Source organism: Micromonospora sp. C31 (genome assembly GCF_018070575.1).
In the GTDB taxonomy this organism is placed as follows: domain Bacteria; phylum Actinomycetota; class Actinomycetes; order Mycobacteriales; family Micromonosporaceae; genus Micromonospora.
Map to the genome: position 1 here is coordinate 189,646 of NZ_JAGPXN010000003.1, position 22,435 is coordinate 212,080.

The window sequence follows — 22,435 nt, forward strand, 5'->3', positions numbered from 1 at the left end:
GGGCGTCGCCCCGGCGGCCACACCCGGCGGCCGGTGACCCGCCCCGGGGCGTACGCCCGTGGGCCGATGCGCGGGCGGCGACCGGCTGTCTACGGTGTGCGCATGGACGCCACCGTGCCGCTGCCACGCCGCGCCGCGTCGCTGGCGCGAGCGGTCCTGCCCTGGGTCGGCGTCGCGCTGCTGCCCGTCACCGTGCTGCTCGCCCCGGCCGTCGCGTCGAGCCGGGGCGGCGTGGGGTTCGGCGACTGGTGGATTTCCGAGCGCTACCTGGTGCCGCTGCTGGCCGTGGTGCTGCCCGCCGGCCTGCTGCGCCGCCGCCCGGTGCTCGCCCTGGCCCTGATGGTCGTCGCGGCGTGCGTGATCACCGCCGCCGTCAACGTTCCGGAAGGCGGCTACCTGACCGACATCTGGTACGCGCAGTTCCTGGCCATCGACCTGGTGGTGGGGCTGATCGCGGCGAGGAGGTCGCGCCGCGTCTCGGTGCCGGTGGCCGTCGCGGTGCTCGTCGTGCAGATCACCGCCGGCTTCGTGAACCCCGCCAGCGACCCCATCAACCGGGCCACGCTCGCCGTGCTGGCGGTCGTCACCGCGTGGACGGTCGGCAACTCGGTCCAGGCCCGGCGCGGCTACGCCGCAGCCGTCCGGGCGCACACCGCCGCCGAGGCGGTCACCGCCGAGCGGCTGCGCATCGCCCGGGAGCTGCACGACATGGTCGCGCACAGCATCGGGGTGATCGCCATCCAGGCCGGCGTGGGCGCCCGGGTCATCGACACCCAACCGGCCCAGGCCCGCGCCGCGCTTGCCACCATCGAGGCGACCAGCCGCGACACCCTGGCCGGCCTGCGGCGTACGCTCGGCGCGCTGCGCCGCCCGCAGTCGGAGTCGCTGGACCCGACGCCCGGGCTGGACGATCTCGACCGACTGGTCGCGGCTGCCGCCGACGCGGGGGTGCGGGTGGACCTGCGGCGCGTCGGCGAACGGCGGCCCGTCCCGGCCGAGGTCGACCTCGCCGCGTTCCGGATCGTGCAGGAGGCGCTCACCAATGTGGTGCGACACGCGGGCAGCGACCGGTGCCGGGTCACCGTCACGCACGGCCCCGACGAGGTCGCCGTGGAGGTCGTCGACGACGGCCGGGGCGGCGCGGTCGGCGGCGAGGGGCACGGCATCGTCGGCATGCGGGAACGCGTCGCCCTGACCGGCGGCCGGTTCCACGCCGGGCCGCGCCCGGAGGGCGGCTTCCGGGTGGCGGCGTGGCTGCCGGTGCCGACGGCGACGGCGACGGTGGCACCACCGGTGTCGCCGGCGGCGGTGGAGCCGGCCGGGTCACGGACCGGGACGGGGGAGCGGTGAGCGTCCGGGTGCTGCTCGTCGACGACCAGCCACTGGTCCGCGCCGGCCTGCGGGTGCTCATCGCCGACGCCCCCGACATCGACGTCGTCGGCGAGGCGGGCACGGGTGCCGAGGCGGTGCGGCTGGTCCGCGAGGTCGTGCCGGACGTGGTGCTGATGGACCTGCGGATGCCCGGCATGGACGGCATCCAGGCCACCCGCGCGATCACCGCGCACGGCGGCGTCACCCGCGTCCTCGTGCTCACCACCTTCGACGACGACGAACACGTGCACGCCGCGCTGCGCGCCGGCGCGAGCGGCTTCCTGGTCAAGGACATGGCGCTGGACGACATCCTCAACGCGGTCCGGGTGGTCGCCGCCGGGGACGCGCTGATCGCACCCGGGGTCACCCGCCGGCTCATCGCCGAGTTCGCCCGCCGGCCGACCCCCGCCGCCCCGACCCGGGCCCTCGACGGCGTCACCGAGCGGGAACGCGAGGTGCTGACGCTCGTCGGCCGGGGCCTGTCCAACGGCGAGATCGCCGCCGAGTTGGTGATCAGCGCGGCCACCGCCAAGGCGCACGTGGCCCGGCTGTTCAGCAAGCTGGGCGCCCGTGACCGGGTGCACCTCGTCATCGCTGCCTACGAGGCGGGGCTGGTCTCCCCGGCCGGGTGAGCACGCGACCCCGCCCGCCGCCGTGCGGCCACCCGCCCCGCGTCCGATCTTGGCAAGAAATGGCCCCTGGAGGGGCACTTTCGTCCCAAGATCTACAGACAGCGCGGGTGGGCGCGGCGCGGAGGCGGCACAGCGCGGGGCGACCCGCCGCGCACCGTCGGCCTCAGCTCGGCCCGAGCCGGCGCTGCCGCTCGGCCCGCCACCAGCGGTGGATCAGCACCACGCTGGCGACGAGCCCGAGCGCGGCCGGGGCGGCGCCGAACCAGTTGACGTCGCCCGGGGAGGTGACGGCCGCGCCGACCGCCGCGTAGCCGAACGCGGTGGGTGCGGAGGCGATCACGCTGCCGGCGAGGAACGGCAGGACGCGGGCGCCGGTGGTGCCGTAGCCGTAGCTGACCAGCCCGAAGCCGGCGATCGGCAGCAGCCGTACGGTGATCACGCCGAGGACGCTCTGCCGGGCGAACCAGCCGTCCAGCCGGGCCAACCGGCCGCGCACCCGGTCGGCGACGAACTCCCGCCCGAGGAGGCGGCCGACCGCGAAGCCCAGCGCCGCCGCGAGCAGCGCGGCGCCCAGCGCGTACGCGGCACCCTCCAGCGCGCCGAACAGCGCCCCCGAGGCGAGCGTGATGAAGGTGCGGGGGACCAGCGCGACCAGCAGCAGCGCCCCGCCCACGATCGCCGCCACCGGGGCGAATCCGCCCAGCCGGTCGGCGAGCCCGGGCAACTCCCCCGCCTCGGGTAGCGGCACCACGAGCAGCGCCGCCCCGAAGATGGCGAGCAGGAGCAGCAGCAGGGCGAACCGGACGGCCGACGGTTGCCGCAGCAGCCGCCGGACGGCCGGGATCATGCCCGGGTGGCGGCGGCCACCGCGGCGCGGCGCTCGGCGCGCAGCCGGTCCGACCAGGTGTCGTCCAGCGGCGGAAGCTGGTGCACGCCGGTGGCCCAGCGCAGCAGCAGGTCCGCCAGGGCGGGATTGCGGGCCAGGGCCGGGCCGTGCGAGTACGTGCCGAGCAGGTTGCCCCGCCACGCCCCCTCGGTGGCGCCGTCGTTGCCGACCCCGGCGGTGACCCGGGCCAGTGGGGAGACCCCCGGGCCGAGGTGGGTGCGCCCACCGTGGTTCTCGAACCCGGTCAGCGCCGGTACGCCCAGCCGCGGGTCGACCTCGCCGGCCAGCTCGCCGACGGCGCGGGTCGGCCCCCGGTCGGAGGAGAAGTCGAGCAGTTCCAGCCCGGCGCAGAGGGTGCCCTTGGCGAAGAAGGACCTGCCGAGGAGTTGGTAGCCGGCGCAGACACCGAACACGACCGAGCCCTGGGCGACGGCCCGGTGCAGGCCGCCGTCGGCGAGCAGCCGCTGCGCGCCGAGCGCCTGCGGGCCGTCCTCGCCGCCACCGATGAGGTAGATGTCGGCGGTGGACGGCAGGCGCTGGTCGGAGCGCACCTCCAGCACCTCGACCGGGAAGCCACGCTGGCGTGCCCGGCGGGCGAGGATCAGCGCGTTGCCGCGGTCGCCGTAGGTGGAGAGCAGGTCGGGGTAGATCCAGACGATGCGCAGGCTCTCAGTTGACACGGTCCAACTCCGCTCGGATGTCCTGGAACGCGGTGTAGTTCGCGATGACCTCCAGGCGCCCCGGGGGCACCGACCGGACGGCGTCGTCGAACGTCCGCACGTGCTGGAAGGGCACGTCGTTGACCTCCAGCCGCACCGCGAGGTCGTACGCGCGGTCGCCGGTGATCAGCACCTGCCGGCCCCGTAGCGGGGCGAAGTCGACGTCGAAGAGCCACGAGGTGTCCAGCCCGTCAGGGTCGCGGGCGTTGATGGAGAGCAGTGTCGGGGCGACGTCGGCCATGTCGAAGGCCTCCAGCCAGCTGGCCGGGTTCTTCGCCAGCAGCAGCCGGATGTTGCGCCCGTCCCGGTCGACCTGGGCGTAGCGGCCCGCGACGGAGCTGACGGTGCCGAGCTGCAGCACCGCGTCCACGGGCCGGACGCCGAACTCGGCGGCGACGGCCAGCGCGGTCGCGGCGTTGCCGACGTTGACCTTGCCGGGGAGCTGGAGCTTGACCTTGTGCCAGGCACCGGTCGGGTCGACCACGCCGTCGTCCTCGACCGTCCACTGCGGCTCCGGCCGGCGCAGCGGGCAGCCGCTGCACCACCACTGTTCGCCGGAGCGTTGGATGGTGGAGCCGCACTCGGGGCAGACCCACGAGTCGTCGTGCCAGCGTTGCCCGGCGCTGAACCAGGTGACGTGCGGCGGGGCGATGCGGTGGTCGTGGTTGGGCGGCGGGGTCGCGGCCCACACCACCATCGGGTCGTCGGCGTTGGCGACGATGCGGACGTCGGTGTGCCGGACCAGCGCCGCGCGCCAGAGCTGCGCCATCATGGCGACCTCCTTGGCCCGGTCGAGCTGGTCGCGGGAGAGGTTGAGCAGCGCCACCACGTGCGGCTCGGTGGCGTCGAGCACCTGGGCGAGATAGTGCTCGTCCACCTCCAGCACCGCGTACGGCGTGCTGCCGGCCTTGGCGAGCGCCGAGGTGTGCCCGGTCGGCATGTTGGCGCCGAACGAGTTGGTGGCGACGCGGCCGAGCACCCCGACCGCCGCCGCGGTGAGCCGGGTGGTGGTGGTCTTGCCGTTGGTGCCGGAGATCAGGGCGATGGCGCGCCCGGCCGACAGGTGGGCCAGCAGGTCCGGGTCGATCTTCAGGCCGATCCAGCCACCGATCACCGAGCCGTCACCGCGCCCCGCGGCCCGCGAAAGCGCCGCGGCGGTCCGCGACACCGAGCTGGCCACCTTTGCCCGCAGGGGCATCTTCGCGTCCGTCACCCGAGCGAGGTTACCGGACCGGCCACCCCGCCAGATCGCCGCCGACGGCGAACCGTTCGGCCGGGGTGCCGCGGCGGGGTGGTCGGATCGTGCTCGGCCGGACGGAGTGGATCTATGTCGGAAAGCGGACCGGCCCTGGGGGGCCGCGCGGCCCTCCACTCCGCCCCACCCCCGTTGACGTGCTGTTATGCGCTCCGAAACGCCGCGCCACGCGGGCGAATCTGGTTGCGGGTGGAGGGAAGTGGAGTAGAGTGGGGCCCGATGGTGAGGCCGGGAGGGCCCACCGGCCCGGGGGGTCAGCGGCGCCGCGAACGCCGCTCGAGGGCGAGGGGGTTGGGCCGATGTTTCTCGGCACCCACACCCCACGCCTGGACGACAAGGGCCGGTTGATCCTCCCGGCGAAGTTCCGGGACGAGTTGGCGGGGGGTGTCGTGATCACCAAAGGGCAGGACCGCTGCCTCTACGCCTTCCCGATGCCCGAGTTCCAGCGGATCGCGGAGCAGTTGCGCGCGCAGCCGATGACGAACAAGGCGGCCCGGGCCTACAGCCGGGTCTTCTTCGCCAGCGCGCACGACGAGGTGCCCGACAAGCAGGGCCGGGTGACGATCCCGGCCCACCTGCGGGCCTACGCCACCCTCGACCGGGATCTGGTCGTGATCGGCGCGAGCACCCGGGTGGAGATCTGGGACAAGGCGGCCTGGGAGGCCTACCTCGCGGAGAGCGAAGACGACTTCGCCGACATCGAGGAGGGGGTGCTGCCCGGCGGTCTGTAGGGCGTGGCGGCGCCCGACGTACTGCGAGATCTCCACCCGCTTTCGAGTTCCTGGCACCCCTTCCCCGGTGCCAGGCGCACGATCCGATCGGAGGGCCGCGGCCTCCGACGGGCGGGAGCGGATGGGGATCTGGCGGTACGACGGCACGGCGTCGTCCGACGACGGACGCGTGAATAGACGAGGGTTTCACACCAGTGGGGGTCGACATGGGGGAGCTACGCGGCACGCACGTGCCGGTGCTGCTCGAGCGGTGTCTCGAGTTGCTGGCCCCCGCGCTGGGCCGGGGCGGGCGGACGGTCCACGTCGACGCGACGCTGGGGCTGGCCGGGCACGCCGAGGCGGTTCTCGACGCGCACCCGGAGACGGTGCTCATCGGTCTGGACCGGGACACCGAGGCGCTGGCCCACGCACGCGTCCGGTTGGCCCGTTTCGCCGACCGCGTCCACCTTGAGCACGCCGTCTACGACGAACTGCCGGAGGTGCTCGGCCGGCTGGGCTACCCGGGCATCGACGGGATCCTGTTCGACCTGGGCGTCTCCAGCCTGCAACTCGACGCACCCGACCGCGGGTTCGCCTACGCGCAGGACGCCCCGCTGGACATGCGGATGGACCAGACCCGGGGGGTGACCGCCGAGGAGGTGGTCAACACGTACGCCCATCCGGACCTGGCCCGCGTGCTGCGGGTCTACGGCGAGGAGAAGTTCGCGGGCCGGATCGCCTCGGCGATCCTCCGTGAGCGCGAGCGGGCCCGGATCACCTCGTCGGCGCGGCTGGCGGAACTGGTCAGGGAGTCCATTCCGGCACCCGCCCGACGAACCGGAGGACACCCGGCCAAGAGAACGTTTCAGGCTTTACGGATCGAGGTAAACAAGGAGCTGGCAGCGCTGGAGACGGCGCTGCCAGCCGCGCTCGACAAGCTCAACGTGGGCGGCCGCATGGTGGTCCTGTCCTACCACTCGCTGGAGGACCGGCTCACCAAGGCGGCGCTCAACGACCGGGTCCGCAGCAAGGGCCCGGTCGACCTCCCGGTCGAACTGCCCGGGTCAGGTCCGACGTTCCGGCTGCTCAGCCGGGGCGCCGAACTGCCCGGGGAGGTGGAGGTCGCCGCGAACCCGCGGGCCGCCTCGGTGCGGTTGCGGGCCGCGGAACGACTCGACCCGGACGCGGCGCAGCAGGGGCGTACCGACCGCGAACGGTACCGCCGGCGGGTGAAGGCGATGCACCAACCAGGGGCGGGGTCCGGAGGATCCGAGGCGGATCCGACGAACCCCGGGGGACGGGACAGGGACGGACGAAGAGGGGGAGGGACATGACGATTGACAAGCGCGACCGCCGGGACGTCACCGGCGGCGGGCAGCGCACACCGCGGTCGGGGGGCCGGACCGCGGCGGAGCGGGCCACGCGCATCGGGACCGGCGCGCCGCGGGTCGACCGCGCGAGCCGGCAGGGGGAGACTCGCGCCCGGGGGGCGCGCGAGTTCCCGACCCAGGGCAGCGCCGCGCTGCGGCCGCTGGAGCGGGAGAGCGTCGAGACCGCGCGTCCGCCCCGGCTGCGGGTGGCGCCGCCGCCGCCCGTGAAGGTGCCGAGGGCGCCCTTCGCCGCGCTGGTGCTGGTGCTGGTGGTCGGCGGCGTGCTCGGCATCCTGCTGATCAACACGAAGATCAACGAGAACGCCTTCCGGCTGGAGAAGCTCCAGGAGCAGCAGGCCAAGCTCGACGTGGAGCAGCAGCAGCTGAACAAGCAGATCGCCGACGCGGCGGCCCCGGGCAACCTGGAGGCCAACGCACGCCGGCTCGGTCTGGTGGAGGCCGGCGAGCCGGCCTACATCCGGCTGCCCGACGGCAAGGTGATCGGCGTGCCGCAGCCGGCCGAGGGGCAGCCCTCGATCACCAGCCAGCAGGGCGCGGGAGGCTGACGACCGTGCCGCCGAGATCGGAGGAACCGCGCCGGGACGCCACAGGCTCCCGGCGCGGTTCGTCCCGTAACACCGGTGGCCGGGGCGCCGGATCGCGCTCCGGCGAGCCGGGGGCCGGTGGCATCTCCGACGCCCGGGCGTACACCCCGCGCGGGCGCACGGTGCGCGAGCAGCGCGCCGGCGGGCGCGCCGGGTCCGACGCCGACGCCGGCCCCGCCGAGCAGCGCCGCACACCGCGCAGCACCGGCTCCGGCGACCCCTTCCGCCCCGCCCTCCAGGTGCTCGACGGCGGGCGCGCGGGCTCCGGCCGGGCCGGTCGGCGCGAGGCGGCGGGCCGCCCCGGTGTCGTGCGCACCGTCACGCCGCGCACCCCGCGCCACGACGACGAGCCGCCGCCGCGCCGCCGCGCCGCCCCGCGCCCCGCGCGCCGGCCGGACCGACCGGCGGCCCGGCGGCCGTCGCGCAAACCGCCGAAGCCACCCCGGCTCGCCGATCCCCGGCGCCGGCTGCGGCTGGGCACCGTGCTCACCCTGATGCTCTTCGCCGTCATCGGCATCCGGCTGGTCGTCCTCCAGACCGTGGAGACCCCGGCGTACGCCGGCGGTGGCCTCGCCGACCGGCTGCGCACCGTCACCCTGCCGGCGGCGCGCGGCGCCATCCACGACCGGTTCGGTGCCCCGCTGGCGCACAGCGTCGAGGCCCGCTACGTCTACGCCGACCCCACCCAGATCGAGGACCAGCAGGCCACCGCCAAGGCGTTGTCCCCGCTGCTGGGCATGCCGGCCTCGGAGCTGGCCGAGAAGATGAAGCCACGCAAGCGGGTCAACGGCGACGACTCGCAGTTCGAGTACCTCGCCCGGGGGGTGGACATCGACCGGGCACGGCAGATCATGGCGCTGGAACTGGCCGGCATCTACACGCACCGCGACGAGCGGCGCGAGGTGCCCGGCGGTGACCTCGCGGCCAACCTGCTCGGCTTCACCAGCCAGGACATGGTCGGGTTGGAGGGGCTGGAGGCCCGCTACGACGACGTGCTGCGCGGCAAGGACGGCAAGCGGGTCTACGAGGTGGGCCTCGGCGACCTGGCCGCCCCGATCCCCGGCGGCTACAGCGTGACGACGAAGGCCCGGCCGGGCAGCTCGCTCCAGCTCACCGTCGACCGCGACCTGCAGTTCATGACGCAGCGGATACTCAGCCGGCACATGGCGCGCAGCAAGGGCAGCACCGGCGCGGCGGTGGTGATCGAGATTCCCTCCGGCGAGGTGCTGGCCCAGGCCAGCCACCCCACCTACAACGCGGCGAAGCCCCTGCCGAGCGACCCGGCCGACCGGGAGGACGCGGCCACCAGCTTCGTGGTCGACCCCGGCTCGGTGCACAAGGCGATCACCTTCGGCGCCGCGCTCCAGGAGCGCGTGATCACCCCGGACACGACGATGCCGATAGCCAACGGCATCAAGAAGGGCGACGTCTGGTTCACCGACACCCACAAGGCGCACGGGAAGCGGATGAGCCTGCCCGGCATGATGGCGTACTCGTCGAACGTCGGCACCATCCAGATCGCCGACAAGCTCGGCCCGGAGCGGCTCATCGACTACCAGAAGCGCTTCGGCCTCGGGGAGCCGACGCGGGTCGGCATGCCCGGCGAGGCCAGCGGTCGACTGCTGCCGGCCGACGAGTGGAGCGGGTCGTCGGCCGGGTCGGTGCCGATCGGGCACAGCGTGGACGCCACGCCGCTGCAGATGGCCGCCGTCTACGCGACGATCGCCAACAACGGCACGTACGTGCAGCCGCGCCTGGTCAAGGAGGTGATCGGGCCGGACGGGAAGCGTACGCCGACCGAGGCTCCGGTCACCCGGTCGGTGCTCAGCCCGGAGAACGCCGCCGCACTGCGGCACATCCTGGAGGCGGTCACCACCGTGGAGGACGGCACCGGCAGGGCCGCGGCGATCCCGGAGTGGCGGGTCGCCGGCAAGACCGGCACCGGCTGGCGGATGGTCGACGGGCAGAAACAGCCCGGCGACGTGGCCTCGTTCATCGGGATGGCCCCGGCCGAGAAGCCGCGCTACGTGATCGCGGTCTTCGCGCACACCCCGTCCGGCGGGGGCGGGGACATCGCGGCCCCCGCGTTCCGGGACATGATGCAGTTCACGCTGCGTCACTACGGGGTGCCGCCGAGTGGGGAGAAGGCCCCGAAGTTCACGGTCCATCCGCGCTGAGCGGCCACGCCGCGACATGATCGGTGAGTGCGGACGAACCACCGGGGCGGCTGTGCGGCCGGAGCCGGACGACCGGGTAGGGTCTGACGCCGTGCCCGGCAATCCTCGTCCCCGTACCGTGATCGGTGTCCGGCTCGGCGACCTCGCCGCCCGGCTCGCCGTCGAGCCCCCGGAGGGCGCCGCCGAGCTGGTGGTGACCGGGGTGACCCACGCCAGCCAGGAGGTCCGCCCCGGCGACCTGTACGCGGCCCTGCCGGGCGCCCGCCGGCACGGGGCGGAGTTCGCCGCCGGCGCGGCGGCCGCCGGCGCGGTGGCCGCGCTGACCGATCCGGCCGGGGCCGCCGCGGTGGCCGGGGCCGGCCTGCCGGCGCTGGTGGTGTCCGACCCGCGCGCGGCGCTGGGCGCCCTCGCCGCGGCCGTCTACGGCGATCCGACGGAGGGCCTGACGGTGATCGGGGTGACCGGCACGGCCGGCAAGACCTCGACGGCCTATCTGGTGGAGTCCGGCCTGCGCGCCGCCGGCCACACGACCGGCCTGATCGGCACCGTCGAGACCCGCCTCGGTGACCTGGCGATCGACAGCGTGCGCACCACTCCCGAGGCCACCGACCTGCACGCCATGCTGGCCGCCGCCCGTGAGCGCGGCGTCACCGCCGTGGTCATGGAGGTCTCCAGCCACGCCCTGGCGATGGGTCGGGTCGGCGGGGTCCGGTTCACGGTCGGCGGTTACACCAACTTCGGCTCCGACCACCTGGACTTCCACGCCGACACGGCGGACTACTTCGCCGCGAAGGCGCAGCTGTTCGACGGGCGCTGCGCGGTGGAGGTGCTCAACCACGACGACCCGGCGCTGAAGTCGCTGTACGGTCCCGCGACGGTCAACTACTCGGCGGCCGGCGACCAGAGCGCCACCTGGTGGGCCGACGAGGTCGGCGGCGAGGGGTACGCGCAGCGGTTCACCGCGCACGGCCCGGACGGGCTGACCCTGCCGGCCGGGGTGGCGCTGCCGGGCCGGCACAACGTGGCCAACGCCCTGCTGGCCATCGCCGCGCTGGTCGCCGCCGGGGTGGACCCGCGCACCGCCGCCGCCGGGGTCGCCGAGTGCGGCGGGGTTCCCGGCCGGCTGGAGCTGGTGGACGCCCCCGGTCCGGTCCGGGGCGTGGTCGACTACGCGCACAAGGCGGACGCGATCGTCGCCGCGCTGGCGGCGCTGCGGGAGTTCGGCGCCGGCCGGTTGATCTGCGTGATCGGTGCCGGCGGGGACCGGGACCGGGGCAAGCGGCCGGTGATGGGCGCCGCCGCGGCGGAGGGAGCCGACGTGGTGCTGGTGACCGACGACAACCCGCGTACGGAGGACCCGGCGGCGATCCGCGCCGAGGTGCTCGCCGGCGCCCGGCGGGCCGCCACGACGGCCCGGGTCGAGGAGGTGGCCGACCGCCGGACGGCCATCGACGCGGCGGTCCGGCTGGCCGTGCCGGGCGACGTGGTCGCGGTGCTCGGCAAGGGCCACGAGCGCGGGCAGGAGATCGGCGGCGAGGTGCACCCGTTCGACGACCGCACCGAGCTGGCCGACGCGCTGCGCGCCCGCTTCGCCGACCCGGCGGGCCAACGGTGATCCCGCTCAGCCTGGCCGAGGTCGCCTCGGCGGTCGACGGGCGGCTGGCCGGCGCCGACCCGCGGGCCCGGGTCACCGGCCCGGTCGAGTTCGACTCCCGCAAGGTGCGCCCTGGTGCGCTCTTCGTCGCCTTCCCGGGCGAGCAGGTGGACGGGCACGACTACGCCGCCGGCGCGGTGGCCGCCGGGGCGGTGGCCGCGCTCGGCACCCGGGAGGTGCCCGGCGTGCCGATGGTGCTGGTCGACGACGCGTTGGCCGCGCTGGGCCGGCTGGCCCGCGCGGTGGTCGACCGGCTGCCCGGGCTGACCGTCGTCGGGCTGACCGGCTCGTCGGGCAAGACCACCACCAAGGATCTGATCGCCCAGCTCACCGCGCGGCTCGGCCCGACCGTCGCCCCGCCCGGGTCGTTCAACAACGAGCTGGGGCACCCGTACACGGCGTTGCAGGCCGGGCCCGAGACCCGCTACCTGGTGATGGAGAAGGGCGCCCGCGGGGTGGGGCACGTGCGCTACCTCTGCGACGTGGTGCCGCCCCGGATCTCCGTGGTGCTCAACGTCGGGGTGGCGCACATCGGCGAGTTCGGCTCGGTGGAGACGATCGCGCTGGCCAAGGGCGAGCTGGTGGAGGCGCTGCCCGCCGCCGGGCTGGCCGTGCTGAACGCCGACGACCCGCTGGTCGACGCGATGGCCGCGCGTACGGTCGCCCGGGTCGTCCGCTACGGCGAGTCGGCGCACGCCGACGTGCGGGCCGAGGACGTGACGCTGGACGACCGGGGGCGGCCGGCGTACACCCTCGTCACCCCGGAGGGGACCGCGCCGGTGCGGCTCGGGCTGACCGGCCGGCACCAGGTGTCCAACTCGCTCGCCGCCGCGGCGGTGGCCCGCGAGCTGGGCATGCCGCTGGCCGAGCTGGCCACCGGCCTGGGCGCGCTGGGGCTGGTCTCCACCCGCCGGATGGACGTCTTCGAACGCGTCGACGGGGTGACCGTGATCGACGATTCGTACAACGCCAATCCCGCCTCGATGGCGGTCGCGCTGCGCGCGCTGACCGGCATCGGGCGGGAGCGGCGCACCGTCGCGGTGCTCGGCTACATGGCCGAGCTGGGCCCGTTCGAACGCGACGGGCATGCCGAGGTCGGCCGGCTCGCGGCCGAACTGGGCGTCGACCGGCTGCTCGTGGTGGGCGAGCCGGCCGCGCCGATCCACGAAGGCGCGACATCGGTAGGGGACTGGGGAGGAGAGTCGGTGCTGCTCACCGATCAGGCGGCGGCCGTCGAGGTGCTGCGGAGCGAGTTACGGCCGGGTGATGTCGTCCTGGTGAAGGGCTCCCGGTATCGCACCTGGGAGGTGGCCGACGCGCTGCGCGCGGACGCCGCCGGTGGCGGGGCGAACGGGCAGGCGACGGCGGGCGGCGCCGCATGAGGGCGGTCATCGTCGCCATCGGCGTGGCCTTCCTGGTCTCGCTGCTCTGCACCCCGATCGCGATCAAGGTGTTCGCCCGGCTGAAGGCCGGCCAGCCGATCCGATCAAACCTCGGGCTCGCCAGCAACGAGGGCAAGAAGGGCACGCCGACGATGGGCGGCGTGGTCTTCATCCTCGCCACGGTCATCGCGTACGTGGCCGGTCACCTGGCCCTGACCACCCTGCCGGACGCGCAGATCGCCCAGGTCGAGCCGACGATCACCGCGCTGGTGCTGCTGGGGCTGATGGTCTTCTCCGGCGCCGTCGGCTTCATCGACGACTTCCTCAAGGTGCGCAAGCGGCACAGCGGCGGGCTCAACAAGCGCGGCAAGCTGCTCGGGCAGATCCTGGTCGGCGCGGTCTTCGGCGTGGTGGCGCTCTACTTCCCGAGCACCATGACCGACGCCGCGGGGGCCGAGACCAACACCGAGACCGTGGGCAGCACGACGCTCAGCTTCATCCGGGACATCCCGGCGCTGGACGTCACGAAGATCGGCGCGGTGGTCATCTTCATCTTCGTGGTGATGGCCGCGACCAACGGCGTCAACCTCACCGACGGCCTCGACGGCCTGGCCACCGGCGCCTCGGTGATGGTCCTCGCGGCGTACGCGCTGATCGCCTTCTGGCAGTACCGGCACTGGTGCGCCGACCCGAACTACACCCAGGACTACTGCTACGCGGTCCGTGACCCGCTGGAGATCGCGCTGATCGCCGGTGCGGCGGCCGGGGCCTGCGTCGGCTTCCTGTGGTGGAACACCTCGCCGGCGCGGATCTTCATGGGCGACACCGGCGCGCTGGGCCTGGGCGGCCTGATCGCCGGTATGGCGATGTCCACCCGGACGATCCTGCTGCTGCCGATCATCGGTGGCCTCTTCGTGATCATCACCATGTCCGTGGTGATCCAGATCATCTCGTTCCGGACCACCGGCAAGCGGGTGTTCCGGATGTCGCCGTTGCAGCACCACTTCGAGCTCGCCGGGTGGAGCGAGGTCAACATCGTGGTCCGGTTCTGGATCATCGCCGGCATCGGCGTGGCCATCGCGCTGGGACTCTTCTACAGCGAGTTCCTCGCCAACATGACCTGAGCCGGCCGGCAGGGTCATGCCGCGGGGTCCGGGTGCGTGCCGCCCGGGCCCCGTCGCGCGTCCGCCCGCCGGCACGGCCCGGCCGCCCGGCGCAAGCCCGACACGCCGACCGGGCGGTTGCGCCGGTGGCGAACCAGGGGAACCGCCATGATGGTCGGGTGGGGGAGGGACGAGGCATCGAGGTCACGACAGAGGGGACACCCGGGCGGCCGGCGGGAGGCAGGCGTACGCGCGCCGCGCCCGCCGCGACCGATCCCGGTCCGCAGGTGCCGCGCGGGCTGGACCCCGCCGGCGGGCTGGCCGCGCTGCGCGGGCTGCTGGCCCGGCCGTTGGCCTCCTACTACCTGCTGCTGTCCAGCGCCGGCCTGCTGCTGCTGATCGGCCTGACCATGGTCTTCTCCGCCACCAGCGTCCGGGACTACGCGGAGAACGGCGACGCCTCGACGTCCCTGGTCAAGCAGGCGATCTTCGCGGTGATCGGCATCGTCGCGTTCTGGGCGTGCCAGCGGCTGCCGGCCACCACCTTCCGTTCGCTGGGCCGGCCGCTGCTGTTCACCGCCATCGGCCTGCTGCTGGTGCTCAACCTGCTGCTCGCGTACGCCCGGCTGACCAAGCAGGACTCGGCCCAGATAGGCCCGGTCGAGGCCCGGCTGCTCTGGCTCTTCGTCGGCGGCATCCAGGTGCAGCCCTCCGAGTTCGCCAAGTTCGCCCTGGTGCTCTGGGGGGCCCACGTGATCGCCCGGAAGGGCGCCGCGCTGGGCTGGTGGCGCGAGCTGGCCACCCCCCTCTTCCCGGTGGTCGGCCTGCTCTTCGTCCTCGTCGGCTACAACGACCTGGGCACGATGCTCTGCCTGCTCGCCGTGGTGGTCGGGCTGCTCTGGGCGGCCGGGGTGCGGATGCGCGTCTTCGGCACCCTGTCGGTGCTCGGGCTGGTCGGCGTCGGCCTGCTGATCGCCGTGGCCTCGCTCGGCGCTGGCTCGGGTGCGCGCGGCGAGGAGAACTACCGCTTCGCCCGGCTGACGTCGTTCTTCAATCCACCCGACCCGCAGGACTGCAAGCTCGAGGGCTGCTACCAGATCTACCAGGGGCGGCTGGCCATCGAGCACGGCGGCTGGTTCGGTGTCGGGCTCGGCAAGAGCAGCTTCAAGTTCGGCTGGTTGCCGGAGGCGCACAACGACTTCATCTTCGCGATCCTCGCCGAGGAGTTGGGTGTGATCGGCTGCGTGGTGGTGCTCAGCCTGTTCGCCGTGCTGGCCTACACCGGGCTGCGGATCGCCCGCCGGGTGGACGACCCGTTCCGCCGGCTGGCCGCCGCTGCGGCGACCACCTGGCTGGTCAGCCAGGCTGTGATCAACATCGGCGGGGTGGTCGGGCTGTTGCCCATCACCGGCGTGCCGCTGCCGTTCATTTCCGACGGGGGCAGCGCGCTGGTCATCACGCTCGCCGCGATCGGGATGCTCGCCTCCTTCGCCCGCGCCGAACCCGACGCCGCCCGAGCGCTGCATGCCCGTCCGCCGGCCCGATGGGTCCGACTACTCTGGGCCCCGTTGCCGCCGCTTCCCGGGCGGCGCCGCCGTCCGGCGGCGTCCCCGGCTGCCCGAGGGTCCGTGCCCCGGTCGCGGGAGCGGCGGGAGGACGACCAGGCCGCACCGCGCGGTGTCCGGCTGGCCCGGACCCGCCGCGGGTCGGCGGACGAGAGGAGACGTTGATGGGTCCGCTGCGTTCGGTGGTGCTCGCGGGAGGTGGCACCGGGGGGCACATCTACCCGCTGCTCGCCTTCGCCGACTGCCTGCGCCGACACGACCCCGGCGTCCGGATCACCTGCCTCGGCACACCGCGGGGCCTGGAGAACGAGCTGATCCCGCCGCAGGGCTACGACCTGCGGCAGATCCCGGCGTACCAGCTGCCCCGCTCGGTGAACATGAACCTGGTCAAGACCCCGGGGCGGATGTGGACCGCGGCGCGCGCCGCGGGCAGGGTCGTCGACGAGGTGCGCGCCGACGTGGTGGTGGGCTTCGGCGGGTACGTCTCCGTGCCGGCCTACCTCGCCGCCTGGCGGCGGGAGCTGCCGATCGTCATCCACGAGGTCAACGTGCCGCCGGGGGTGGCCAACCGGCTGGGGATGCGGTTCACCAACCACGTGGCGGTCGGCTTCCCGCACCAGCCCGCCCAGGCCGAGGCCCTGCGCGACGCCCGGGTGGTCGGCGTGCCGCTGCGCCGGGGCATCGCCGGGCTGGACCGGTTCGCCATGCGCAACGCCGCGAGGGCCCACTTCGGCCTGCGTCCCGACCTGCCGGTGCTCTTCGTCGCCGGCGGCTCGCAGGGCGCCCGCTCGATCAACCTCGCCGTCGCCGGGGCGGCCAAGGAGCTCGCCCGCAACGGGGTGCAGGTGCTGCACGTGATCGGCGCCCGCAACGAGCCGGTGCCGGTCCCCACCGACCTGCCGGTCCCCTACGTGACGCTGCCGTACCTGTCCGAGATGGAGGCCGGCTACGCCGCGGCGGACCTGATGCTCGGCCGTGGCGGGGCGATGACCTGCGCGGAGGTGGCCGCCATCGGGTTGCCCACCATCTACGTGCCGTACCCGCACAGCAACCAGGAGCAGAAGCGCAACGCGCTGCCCGTGGTGGAGGCCGGCGGCGGGCTGCTCGTCGACGACGCCGAGCTGACGCCGGACTGGGTGGAGCGGACCGTCATCCCGCTGATCCGCGACCCGCACCGGCTGCACGGCATGGGCGCCGCCGCCGCCGCGTACGGCCGCCGCGACGGCGACGAGGCGCTGCTCAACTTCGTCTACGAGGCGGTGGCCCGATGACCGGGGGCACCGCGACGGGAAGGTACTCGTCATGAACACCGCACAGTTCACCCCGGCCGGCACGCTCACCGCCGAGGACCTGGGCACGATCCACCTGATCGGGGTCGGCGGGGTCGGCATGAGCGGGCTGGCCCGGCTCTTCCTCACCCGGGGCATCCGGGTCAGCGGCAGCGAGCTGCGGGAGTGGCCCTCGCTGGCCGGTATGCGCGCCCTGGGCGGCACGATCCACATGAGCCACGAGGCGTCCAACCTCGACGGCGTCGACACGGTCGTCTACTCCTCGGCGATCCCGCAGGACCACCTGGAGATGGTGGAGGCGCGTCGGCGCGGCCTGCGCGTGCTGCACCGCTCCGAGGCGCTGGCCGCCGCGATGACGGGCCGCCGGACGGTGGCGGTCGCGGGCACCCACGGCAAGACCACCACCACCTCGATGGTCACCATGGTGCTCCAGCAGGCCGGGCAGGATCCGTCCTTCGTCATCGGCGGGGAGATCTCCGAGGTCGGCTCGGGCGCCCACCACGGCACGGGCGAGTACTTCGTGGTCGAGGCGGACGAGAGCGACCGCTCCTTCCTGATCTACCGCCCGTACGTGTCGATCATCACGAACGTCGAGGCCGACCACCTGAACACCTACGGCGACCTCGCCACGTTGGAGGCGGCCTTCGCCGAGTTCGCCCGGCTGACCGACCCGGACGGCTTCATCATCACCTGTGCCGACGACCCGGGCGGCCGGCGGCTGGCCGAGACGCTGCGCGCGGAGGGCCGCCGGGTGCACACGTACGGCGAGGCGGCCGACGCGGACCTGCGGCTGACCGACATCGCGTCGTCGGCCCGCGGGGTGCGCTACCTGGCGGGTGTCGACGGGCGCTCGCTCGGCGAGTTCCGGCTGCCGGTGCCGGGGCGGCACATGGGGCTCAACAGCGCCTCGGCCGTGCTGACCGCGTACCTGCTGGACCTGCCGCTGGAGGCGGCGGAGGGCGCGCTCGCGGCGTTCCCCGGCGTGCGGCGGCGCTTCGAGCGCAAGGGCGTCGCGGACGACGTGCTCGTCTACGACGAGTACGCCTACCACCCGACCTCGATGACGTTGGCGTTGCGGACGTTGCGCGAGGTGGCCGGGGACGGCCGGGTGATCGTGGTCTTCCAGCCCTACCGGCTCTACCGCACCCGCGACCTCCAGGCGGAGATCGCCGAGTCGTTGGCGATCGCCGACGAGCTGGTGCTGCTGGAGGTCTTCGGCCCGGGCGAACTGCGCGAACCGGGGGAGGGGTCGGCGGCGCTGATCGAGGCCGTGGCCCTGCCTGCGGAGCGGAAGGTCTTCGTGGACTCGTGGGAGGCCGCCCCGGTGGAGGTGGCCCGGCGGGCCCGCCCCGGCGACGTCGTGGTGACCATGGGCGCCCCGCCGATCTCGCTGATGGGTGACCAGTTGCTGGCCGCGCTGTCGGGGCGTACCGCCGATCCGGCGGCGCCGACGGCCACGACGCCCGGCGGCGACGCGGGCGGGGCGACGACCATCGGCGGCACCGTCCCCGGCGCAGGCGGTGCGGTCCCGGACGGCGCGGCGCCCGCGGCCGGATGAGCCCCGGCCCGGCGCGGGGGCGCACCACGGGCGCGGACGGCGGCGGCCGGCGCGGGCCGGAGCGCCGGTGGCAGCTGGTACGGGCCGGCAGCGACGCGGTGCCCGCCTCGACCCGCCGGTTCATGGCGCGGGCCCGGCAGCGTCGGATGCGCGCGGCGCTGCCGTGGGCGGTCGCCGCGGGCGTGTTCGTGGTCGCCGGGTTGGTCGCCTGGACCGTGCTCGGCACCGGCCTGTTCGGGGTGCGCGAGGTCCGCGTCGAGGGCGCCGAGCTGGTCACCAGGGTGCAGGTACGTGACGCGGTGGCGGTGCCCGACGACGCCCCGCTGGCCCGGGTGGACCTGGCGGCCGCCGCGCGGCGCGTCGGCGGGCTGCCGGCCGTGGAACGGGCGGTGGTGACGCGGGACTGGCCGGACACGCTGGTGGTGCGGGTGACCGAGCGCACCGGCGTGGCGGCGGTGCCGCGTGGCGGGCAGTTCGTGGTGATCGACCGTGCGGGTGTGGTCTTCCGGACGGTGCCGAGCCCGCCGGACGGCCTGCCGTTGGTCCGGCTCGCCGAGCCGGGGCCGGGCGACGGGCCGACCCGGGCGGCGCTGGAGGTGCTCGGCGCGCTCACCCCGCGGCTGCGCGCCGAGCTGGTGGACGTGACGGTCGAAGGGCTGGCGCGGATCACCCTGCGGTTGCGTGGCGACCGGGTGGTGGTCTGGGGGGACGCGACCCGCGGCGCGGACAAGGCCCGGGTGGCCAGCGCGCTGCTCGACCGGAAGGCCGACACCATCGACGTCAGTGCGCCGGACGTGGTGACCCTGCGGTGACCGGCCGCTCAGTCCGCGACGTGACCCGTCCCGCTCTGGCGGCGACACGCCGAGCGGGTCCTTGGCTCATCGCGTGAGGGCGCTTACGTTGCCCCGAAGGGGATCAGTGGTTGACATAACGGTAGGCCTCTAGTAGAGGGTGAGGGTTTGACCCTGATCCGTACTGGAGACAGCTCTCGTCGGCCGCTGGTCTGGCCAGGCCCTACCCGGTCGGCCCATGCCAATCTCGAAGGGAAAGGACCGGAGATGACACCTCCGCACAACTACCTGGCGGTCATCAAGGTCGTCGGCATCGGTGGCGGCGGCGTCAACGCCGTCAACCGGATGATCGAGGTTGGGCTCAAGGGCGTCGAGTTCATCGCGATCAACACCGACGCGCAGGCGCTGCTCATGAGCGACGCCGACGTGAAGCTCGACGTCGGCCGCGAGCTGACCCGTGGGCTCGGCGCCGGCGCCAACCCCGACGTCGGCAAGAACGCCGCCGAGGACCACCGCGACGAGATCGAGGAGGTCCTCAAGGGCGCCGACATGGTCTTCGTGACCTGCGGCGAGGGTGGCGGCACCGGCACCGGCGGGGCGCCCGTGGTGGCGAACATCGCCCGCAAGCTCGGCGCGCTGACCATCGGCGTGGTGACCCGGCCGTTCTCGTTCGAGGGCAAGCGCCGCCAGGTGCAGGCGGAGTCCGGAATAGACGAGCTGCGCAACCAGTGCGACACGCTCATCGTCATCCCCAACGACCGGCTGCTGGCGCTCGGCGACCGCAACATCAGCATGATGGACGCGTTCCGCACCGCCGACCAGGTGCTGCTCTCCGGTGTCCAGGGCATCACCGACCTGATCACCACGCCGGGTCTGATCAACCTGGACTTCGCCGACGTCAAGAGCGTGATGAGCGGCGCGGGCAGCGCGCTCATGGGCATCGGCAGCGCGCGCGGGGAGAACCGCGCCGTCGAGGCGGCCGAGGCGGCCATCTCCAGCCCGCTGCTGGAGCAGAGCATGGACGGCGCGCGCGGCGTGCTGCTCTCCATCGCCGGCGGGTCGGACCTGGGCCTGTTCGAGATCAACGACGCGGCCCAGCTCGTCACCGACGCGGCCCACCCGGACGCCAACATCATCTTCGGCGCCGTCATCGACGACGCCCTCGGCGACGAGGTGCGGGTCACCGTCATCGCGGCGGGCTTCGACGGGGGCGCGCCGGCGTACAAGGCGGCCGAGCCGCCCCGCAAGAGCAACCAGAACCAGCCGGCGCAGCCGAGCACCCCGGTCGCACCACCGACCACCATGTCGGCCCCGCAGCAGTCGCCCCGCCGGGTGCTCTTCGACGACGTCGACGTGCCCGACTTCCTCAAGAACGGTTCCTGAGTACCGCCGATGACCGACAGCCCAGCAACGGTGCGCCCGGACCGGCGCGCCGAGATCGCGGCCGGCCTGGGCCGCGTACGGTCCCGGATCGCGGGCGCCTGTGCCGCCGCGGGGCGGGACGACTCCGAGGTCACCATGATCGCGGTGACCAAGACCTACCCGGCCGGGGACGTGGTGGCCCTGGCCGGGCTCGGCGTGGCCGACGTGGGGGAGAACCGCGACCAGGAGGCGTCGGCGAAGGCGGCCGAGGTGGCGGCGGCCGGGGTGACACCCCGGTGGCACTTCGTCGGGCAGTTGCAGCGCAACAAGGCCCGCTCGGTGGTCCGCTACGCCGACGTCGTGCACTCGGTCGACAGTGTCCGGCTGGCGCGGGCGCTGGACGCGGCGTCGGCGGCGGCGCGGGACCGGCCGCTGGAGGTGCTTCTCCAGGTCAGCATCGACGGGGACGCGGCCCGGGGCGGGGCGCTGCCGGACTCGGCCGACCCGGGCGCCGGGCTCGGCGCGGTGGCCGAGGCGGTGGCCGGCGCGGAGGCCCTCGGACTGGCCGGCCTGATGGCGGTGGCGCCGCTCGGCTGGGAGCCGGAGCGGGCGTTCGCCCGGCTGGCCGAGGTGGCTGCCGCGTTCCGGACGGTCCACCCGGGAGCGACCGCGCTCTCCGCCGGGATGAGCGGCGACCTGGAAATCGCGATCAGGTACGGCGCGACACATGTCCGCGTCGGCAGCGCGTTGCTCGGAATGCGTCCCACGCTGCGGTAGCCTGACCGCGAGAGGCAAATTACAGCTGTGTTGTTTGAGGGAGCGGCGTCCCGTTGTCGGGGGTCGTGGCACGCGACGCGAATCGCGTGCCAGGGGATTGCCGGTCCGCTCCAGTGGGCAGAAGTGGTCCACTCGCGACAAGCGACACGGTACGGGGGCGCGTGCCGCACGGCGGACGGGAAGGGCGCGGGATGGGTGCACTGCGCAAGGCGGGGGTCTGGCTCGGTCTGGTCGAAGAGGACGACGAGCGGGCCTACGACGACGGTGGCTACGACAAGGGCGGCTACCGCGACTCGCGCTACCGGCAGAGCCGGTACTCGGAGGAGTTCGCCGACGACGACGAGGACGACGCCGAGGAGCCGCCGACGCCTCGGTCCCGGCTCGGTGACCGTGGCCGGCTCTCCGAGCGTGCCGCGGCTCGGGCGGCCGACGCCGAGCGGGGCGACTCCGACCGGCCGGAGCGGGCCGAGCGGTCCAGTGTCCGTTCCATCACCCGGCAGTCGTCCGGCGACACCTCGGGCGCGCTGACCTACCACACCCGCGACAACCTGGCGCTGGCGCCGCAGTCGCAGCCCCGGGAGCGCGCGGTGATCGCCGAGGAGGAGCAGCGCTACCAGATCACCACGCTGCACCCCACCACGTACCGCGAGGCGCGCACCATCGGTGAGCACTTCCGCGACGGCGTTCCGGTGATCATCAACCTCACCGAGATGGACGAGGCGGACGCGCGTCGACTTGTCGACTTCGCCGCCGGCCTCGCGTTCGGGCTGCGGGGTACGATCGAGCGCGTGACCAATCGGGTGTTCCTGCTCTCACCGGCCAATGTCCAGGTCACCGCGGAGGACAAGGCCAAGATCGCCGAGGGTGGCTTCTTCAGCCTGAGCTAGCCCCGCCCGACCCGAGGGACGTCGCCTGCCGTGTTGTCGATCGTGCTGCAAGTGCTCTATCTGGTGCTCTACTTCTTCCTGCTCGTCCTACTGGCCCGTTTCGTCCTGAGCGCCGTCCTGCAGTACGGCCGCCGCTGGCAGCCGGGACGCGGGGCATCGGCGGGGCTGGAAATCGTGTGGAGCGTCACTGATCCCCCTCTCAACGCGTTGAGGCGTGTGATCCCTCCGTTGCGAATTGGTACCGTGAGCATCGACCTGGCCTCACTTGTGCTCCTGGTTATCCTGTTCGTGCTGATGGAGTTCGTGTTGAGGCGGTCGATCATCGGCACCGTCTGATGAGCG

At 73.9% G+C, this 22,435-nt stretch carries 19 protein-coding genes and 1 pseudogene; 17 read left to right on the forward strand and 3 right to left on the reverse strand.

The window, feature by feature from the left end; genetic code table 11:
* The first annotated feature begins 102 nt into the window (after positions 1-102).
* Together KBX06_RS07475 and KBX06_RS07480 are read left to right on the forward strand one after the other, a co-directional pair.
* The gene (locus tag KBX06_RS07475) at positions 103-1,350 is read left to right on the forward strand and encodes a sensor histidine kinase (RefSeq protein WP_210833483.1); all 1,248 of its coding nucleotides are present in this window, start codon (positions 103-105) and stop codon (positions 1,348-1,350) included.
* Complete coding sequence (locus KBX06_RS07480) at positions 1,347-2,003, forward strand: response regulator transcription factor (protein ID WP_210833484.1); 657 nt, start codon at positions 1,347-1,349, stop codon at positions 2,001-2,003. Before KBX06_RS07475 ends, KBX06_RS07480 begins: the two co-directional genes overlap by 4 nt.
* 163 nt (positions 2,004-2,166) lie before the next feature.
* Here KBX06_RS07480 and KBX06_RS07485 read toward each other — a convergent pair whose 3' ends face one another.
* Genes KBX06_RS07485 through KBX06_RS07495 form a run of 3 tightly spaced genes read right to left on the reverse strand, consistent with a single transcriptional unit; the run spans position 2,167 to position 4,806 of the window.
* Positions 2,167-2,907, reverse strand: a complete 741-nt coding sequence (locus KBX06_RS07485; RefSeq protein ID WP_374225593.1) for a TVP38/TMEM64 family protein — start codon at positions 2,905-2,907, stop codon at positions 2,167-2,169.
* Positions 2,847-3,569 carry a type 1 glutamine amidotransferase gene (locus tag KBX06_RS07490; protein ID WP_210833486.1) on the reverse strand — a complete coding sequence of 241 codons (723 nt, stop codon included), beginning with the start codon at positions 3,567-3,569 and terminating at the stop codon, positions 2,847-2,849. The genes KBX06_RS07485 and KBX06_RS07490 overlap by 61 nt, the downstream gene beginning before the upstream one ends.
* A complete protein-coding gene (locus KBX06_RS07495; protein WP_210833578.1) occupies positions 3,559-4,806 on the reverse strand; it encodes a Mur ligase family protein in 1,248 nt (415 codons plus the stop codon). The genes KBX06_RS07490 and KBX06_RS07495 overlap by 11 nt, the downstream gene beginning before the upstream one ends.
* A gap of 356 nt (positions 4,807-5,162) precedes the next feature.
* Here KBX06_RS07495 and mraZ point away from each other — a divergent pair, with 356 nt between their 5' ends.
* From mraZ to KBX06_RS07570, 15 genes and pseudogenes are all read left to right on the forward strand, one after another.
* Positions 5,163-5,594: a division/cell wall cluster transcriptional repressor MraZ gene (mraZ, locus tag KBX06_RS07500; protein ID WP_210833487.1), complete on the forward strand. Its 432-nt coding sequence runs from the start codon at positions 5,163-5,165 to the stop codon at positions 5,592-5,594.
* Between the two features lie 206 nt (positions 5,595-5,800).
* Positions 5,801-6,914: pseudogene (rsmH, locus tag KBX06_RS07505) on the forward strand (16S rRNA (cytosine(1402)-N(4))-methyltransferase RsmH).
* Positions 6,904-7,509, forward strand: coding sequence for a hypothetical protein (locus tag KBX06_RS07510; RefSeq protein WP_210833488.1), 606 nt, complete (start codon positions 6,904-6,906; stop codon positions 7,507-7,509). The pseudogene rsmH and the gene KBX06_RS07510 overlap by 11 nt, the downstream one beginning before the upstream one ends.
* A gap of 5 nt (positions 7,510-7,514) precedes the next feature.
* Positions 7,515-9,725, forward strand: coding sequence for a penicillin-binding protein 2 (locus KBX06_RS07515; RefSeq protein ID WP_210833489.1), 2,211 nt, complete (start codon positions 7,515-7,517; stop codon positions 9,723-9,725).
* Between the two features lie 52 nt (positions 9,726-9,777).
* Positions 9,778-11,340 carry a UDP-N-acetylmuramoyl-L-alanyl-D-glutamate--2,6-diaminopimelate ligase gene (locus tag KBX06_RS07520; RefSeq protein WP_210833490.1) on the forward strand — a complete coding sequence of 521 codons (1,563 nt, stop codon included), beginning with the start codon at positions 9,778-9,780 and terminating at the stop codon, positions 11,338-11,340.
* Positions 11,337-12,761 carry a UDP-N-acetylmuramoyl-tripeptide--D-alanyl-D-alanine ligase gene (gene murF / locus KBX06_RS07525; RefSeq protein WP_210833491.1) on the forward strand — a complete coding sequence of 475 codons (1,425 nt, stop codon included), beginning with the start codon at positions 11,337-11,339 and terminating at the stop codon, positions 12,759-12,761. Before KBX06_RS07520 ends, murF begins: the two co-directional genes overlap by 4 nt.
* The gene (mraY, locus tag KBX06_RS07530) at positions 12,758-13,885 is read left to right on the forward strand and encodes a phospho-N-acetylmuramoyl-pentapeptide-transferase (RefSeq protein WP_210833492.1); all 1,128 of its coding nucleotides are present in this window, start codon (positions 12,758-12,760) and stop codon (positions 13,883-13,885) included. Before murF ends, mraY begins: the two co-directional genes overlap by 4 nt.
* Before the next feature lie 296 nt (positions 13,886-14,181).
* The gene (locus KBX06_RS07535; RefSeq protein WP_210833579.1) at positions 14,182-15,594 is read left to right on the forward strand and encodes an FtsW/RodA/SpoVE family cell cycle protein; all 1,413 of its coding nucleotides are present in this window, start codon (positions 14,182-14,184) and stop codon (positions 15,592-15,594) included.
* Positions 15,594-16,700 (forward strand): undecaprenyldiphospho-muramoylpentapeptide beta-N-acetylglucosaminyltransferase, encoded by a 1,107-nt coding sequence (gene murG / locus KBX06_RS07540; RefSeq protein WP_210833493.1) that lies wholly within the window; start codon positions 15,594-15,596, stop codon positions 16,698-16,700. The genes KBX06_RS07535 and murG overlap by 1 nt, the downstream gene beginning before the upstream one ends.
* Positions 16,701-16,731: 31 nt before the next feature.
* Positions 16,732-18,276, forward strand: coding sequence for a UDP-N-acetylmuramate--L-alanine ligase (murC, locus tag KBX06_RS07545; RefSeq protein ID WP_210833494.1), 1,545 nt, complete (start codon positions 16,732-16,734; stop codon positions 18,274-18,276).
* Entirely contained in the window at positions 18,273-19,088 is an 816-nt protein-coding gene (locus tag KBX06_RS07550; protein WP_210833495.1) for a cell division protein FtsQ/DivIB, read from the forward strand. The genes murC and KBX06_RS07550 overlap by 4 nt, the downstream gene beginning before the upstream one ends.
* Positions 19,089-19,334: 246 nt before the next feature.
* Positions 19,335-20,450, forward strand: coding sequence for a cell division protein FtsZ (gene ftsZ / locus KBX06_RS07555; protein WP_210833496.1), 1,116 nt, complete (start codon positions 19,335-19,337; stop codon positions 20,448-20,450).
* A gap of 9 nt (positions 20,451-20,459) precedes the next feature.
* Complete coding sequence (locus KBX06_RS07560) at positions 20,460-21,206, forward strand: YggS family pyridoxal phosphate-dependent enzyme (protein ID WP_210833497.1); 747 nt, start codon at positions 20,460-20,462, stop codon at positions 21,204-21,206.
* Between the two features lie 191 nt (positions 21,207-21,397).
* Complete coding sequence (locus tag KBX06_RS07565; protein ID WP_210833498.1) at positions 21,398-22,093, forward strand: cell division protein SepF; 696 nt, start codon at positions 21,398-21,400, stop codon at positions 22,091-22,093.
* 30 nt (positions 22,094-22,123) lie between these two features.
* Positions 22,124-22,429: a YggT family protein gene (locus KBX06_RS07570; RefSeq protein WP_210833499.1), complete on the forward strand. Its 306-nt coding sequence runs from the start codon at positions 22,124-22,126 to the stop codon at positions 22,427-22,429.
* Positions 22,430-22,435: the final 6 nt, after the last annotated feature.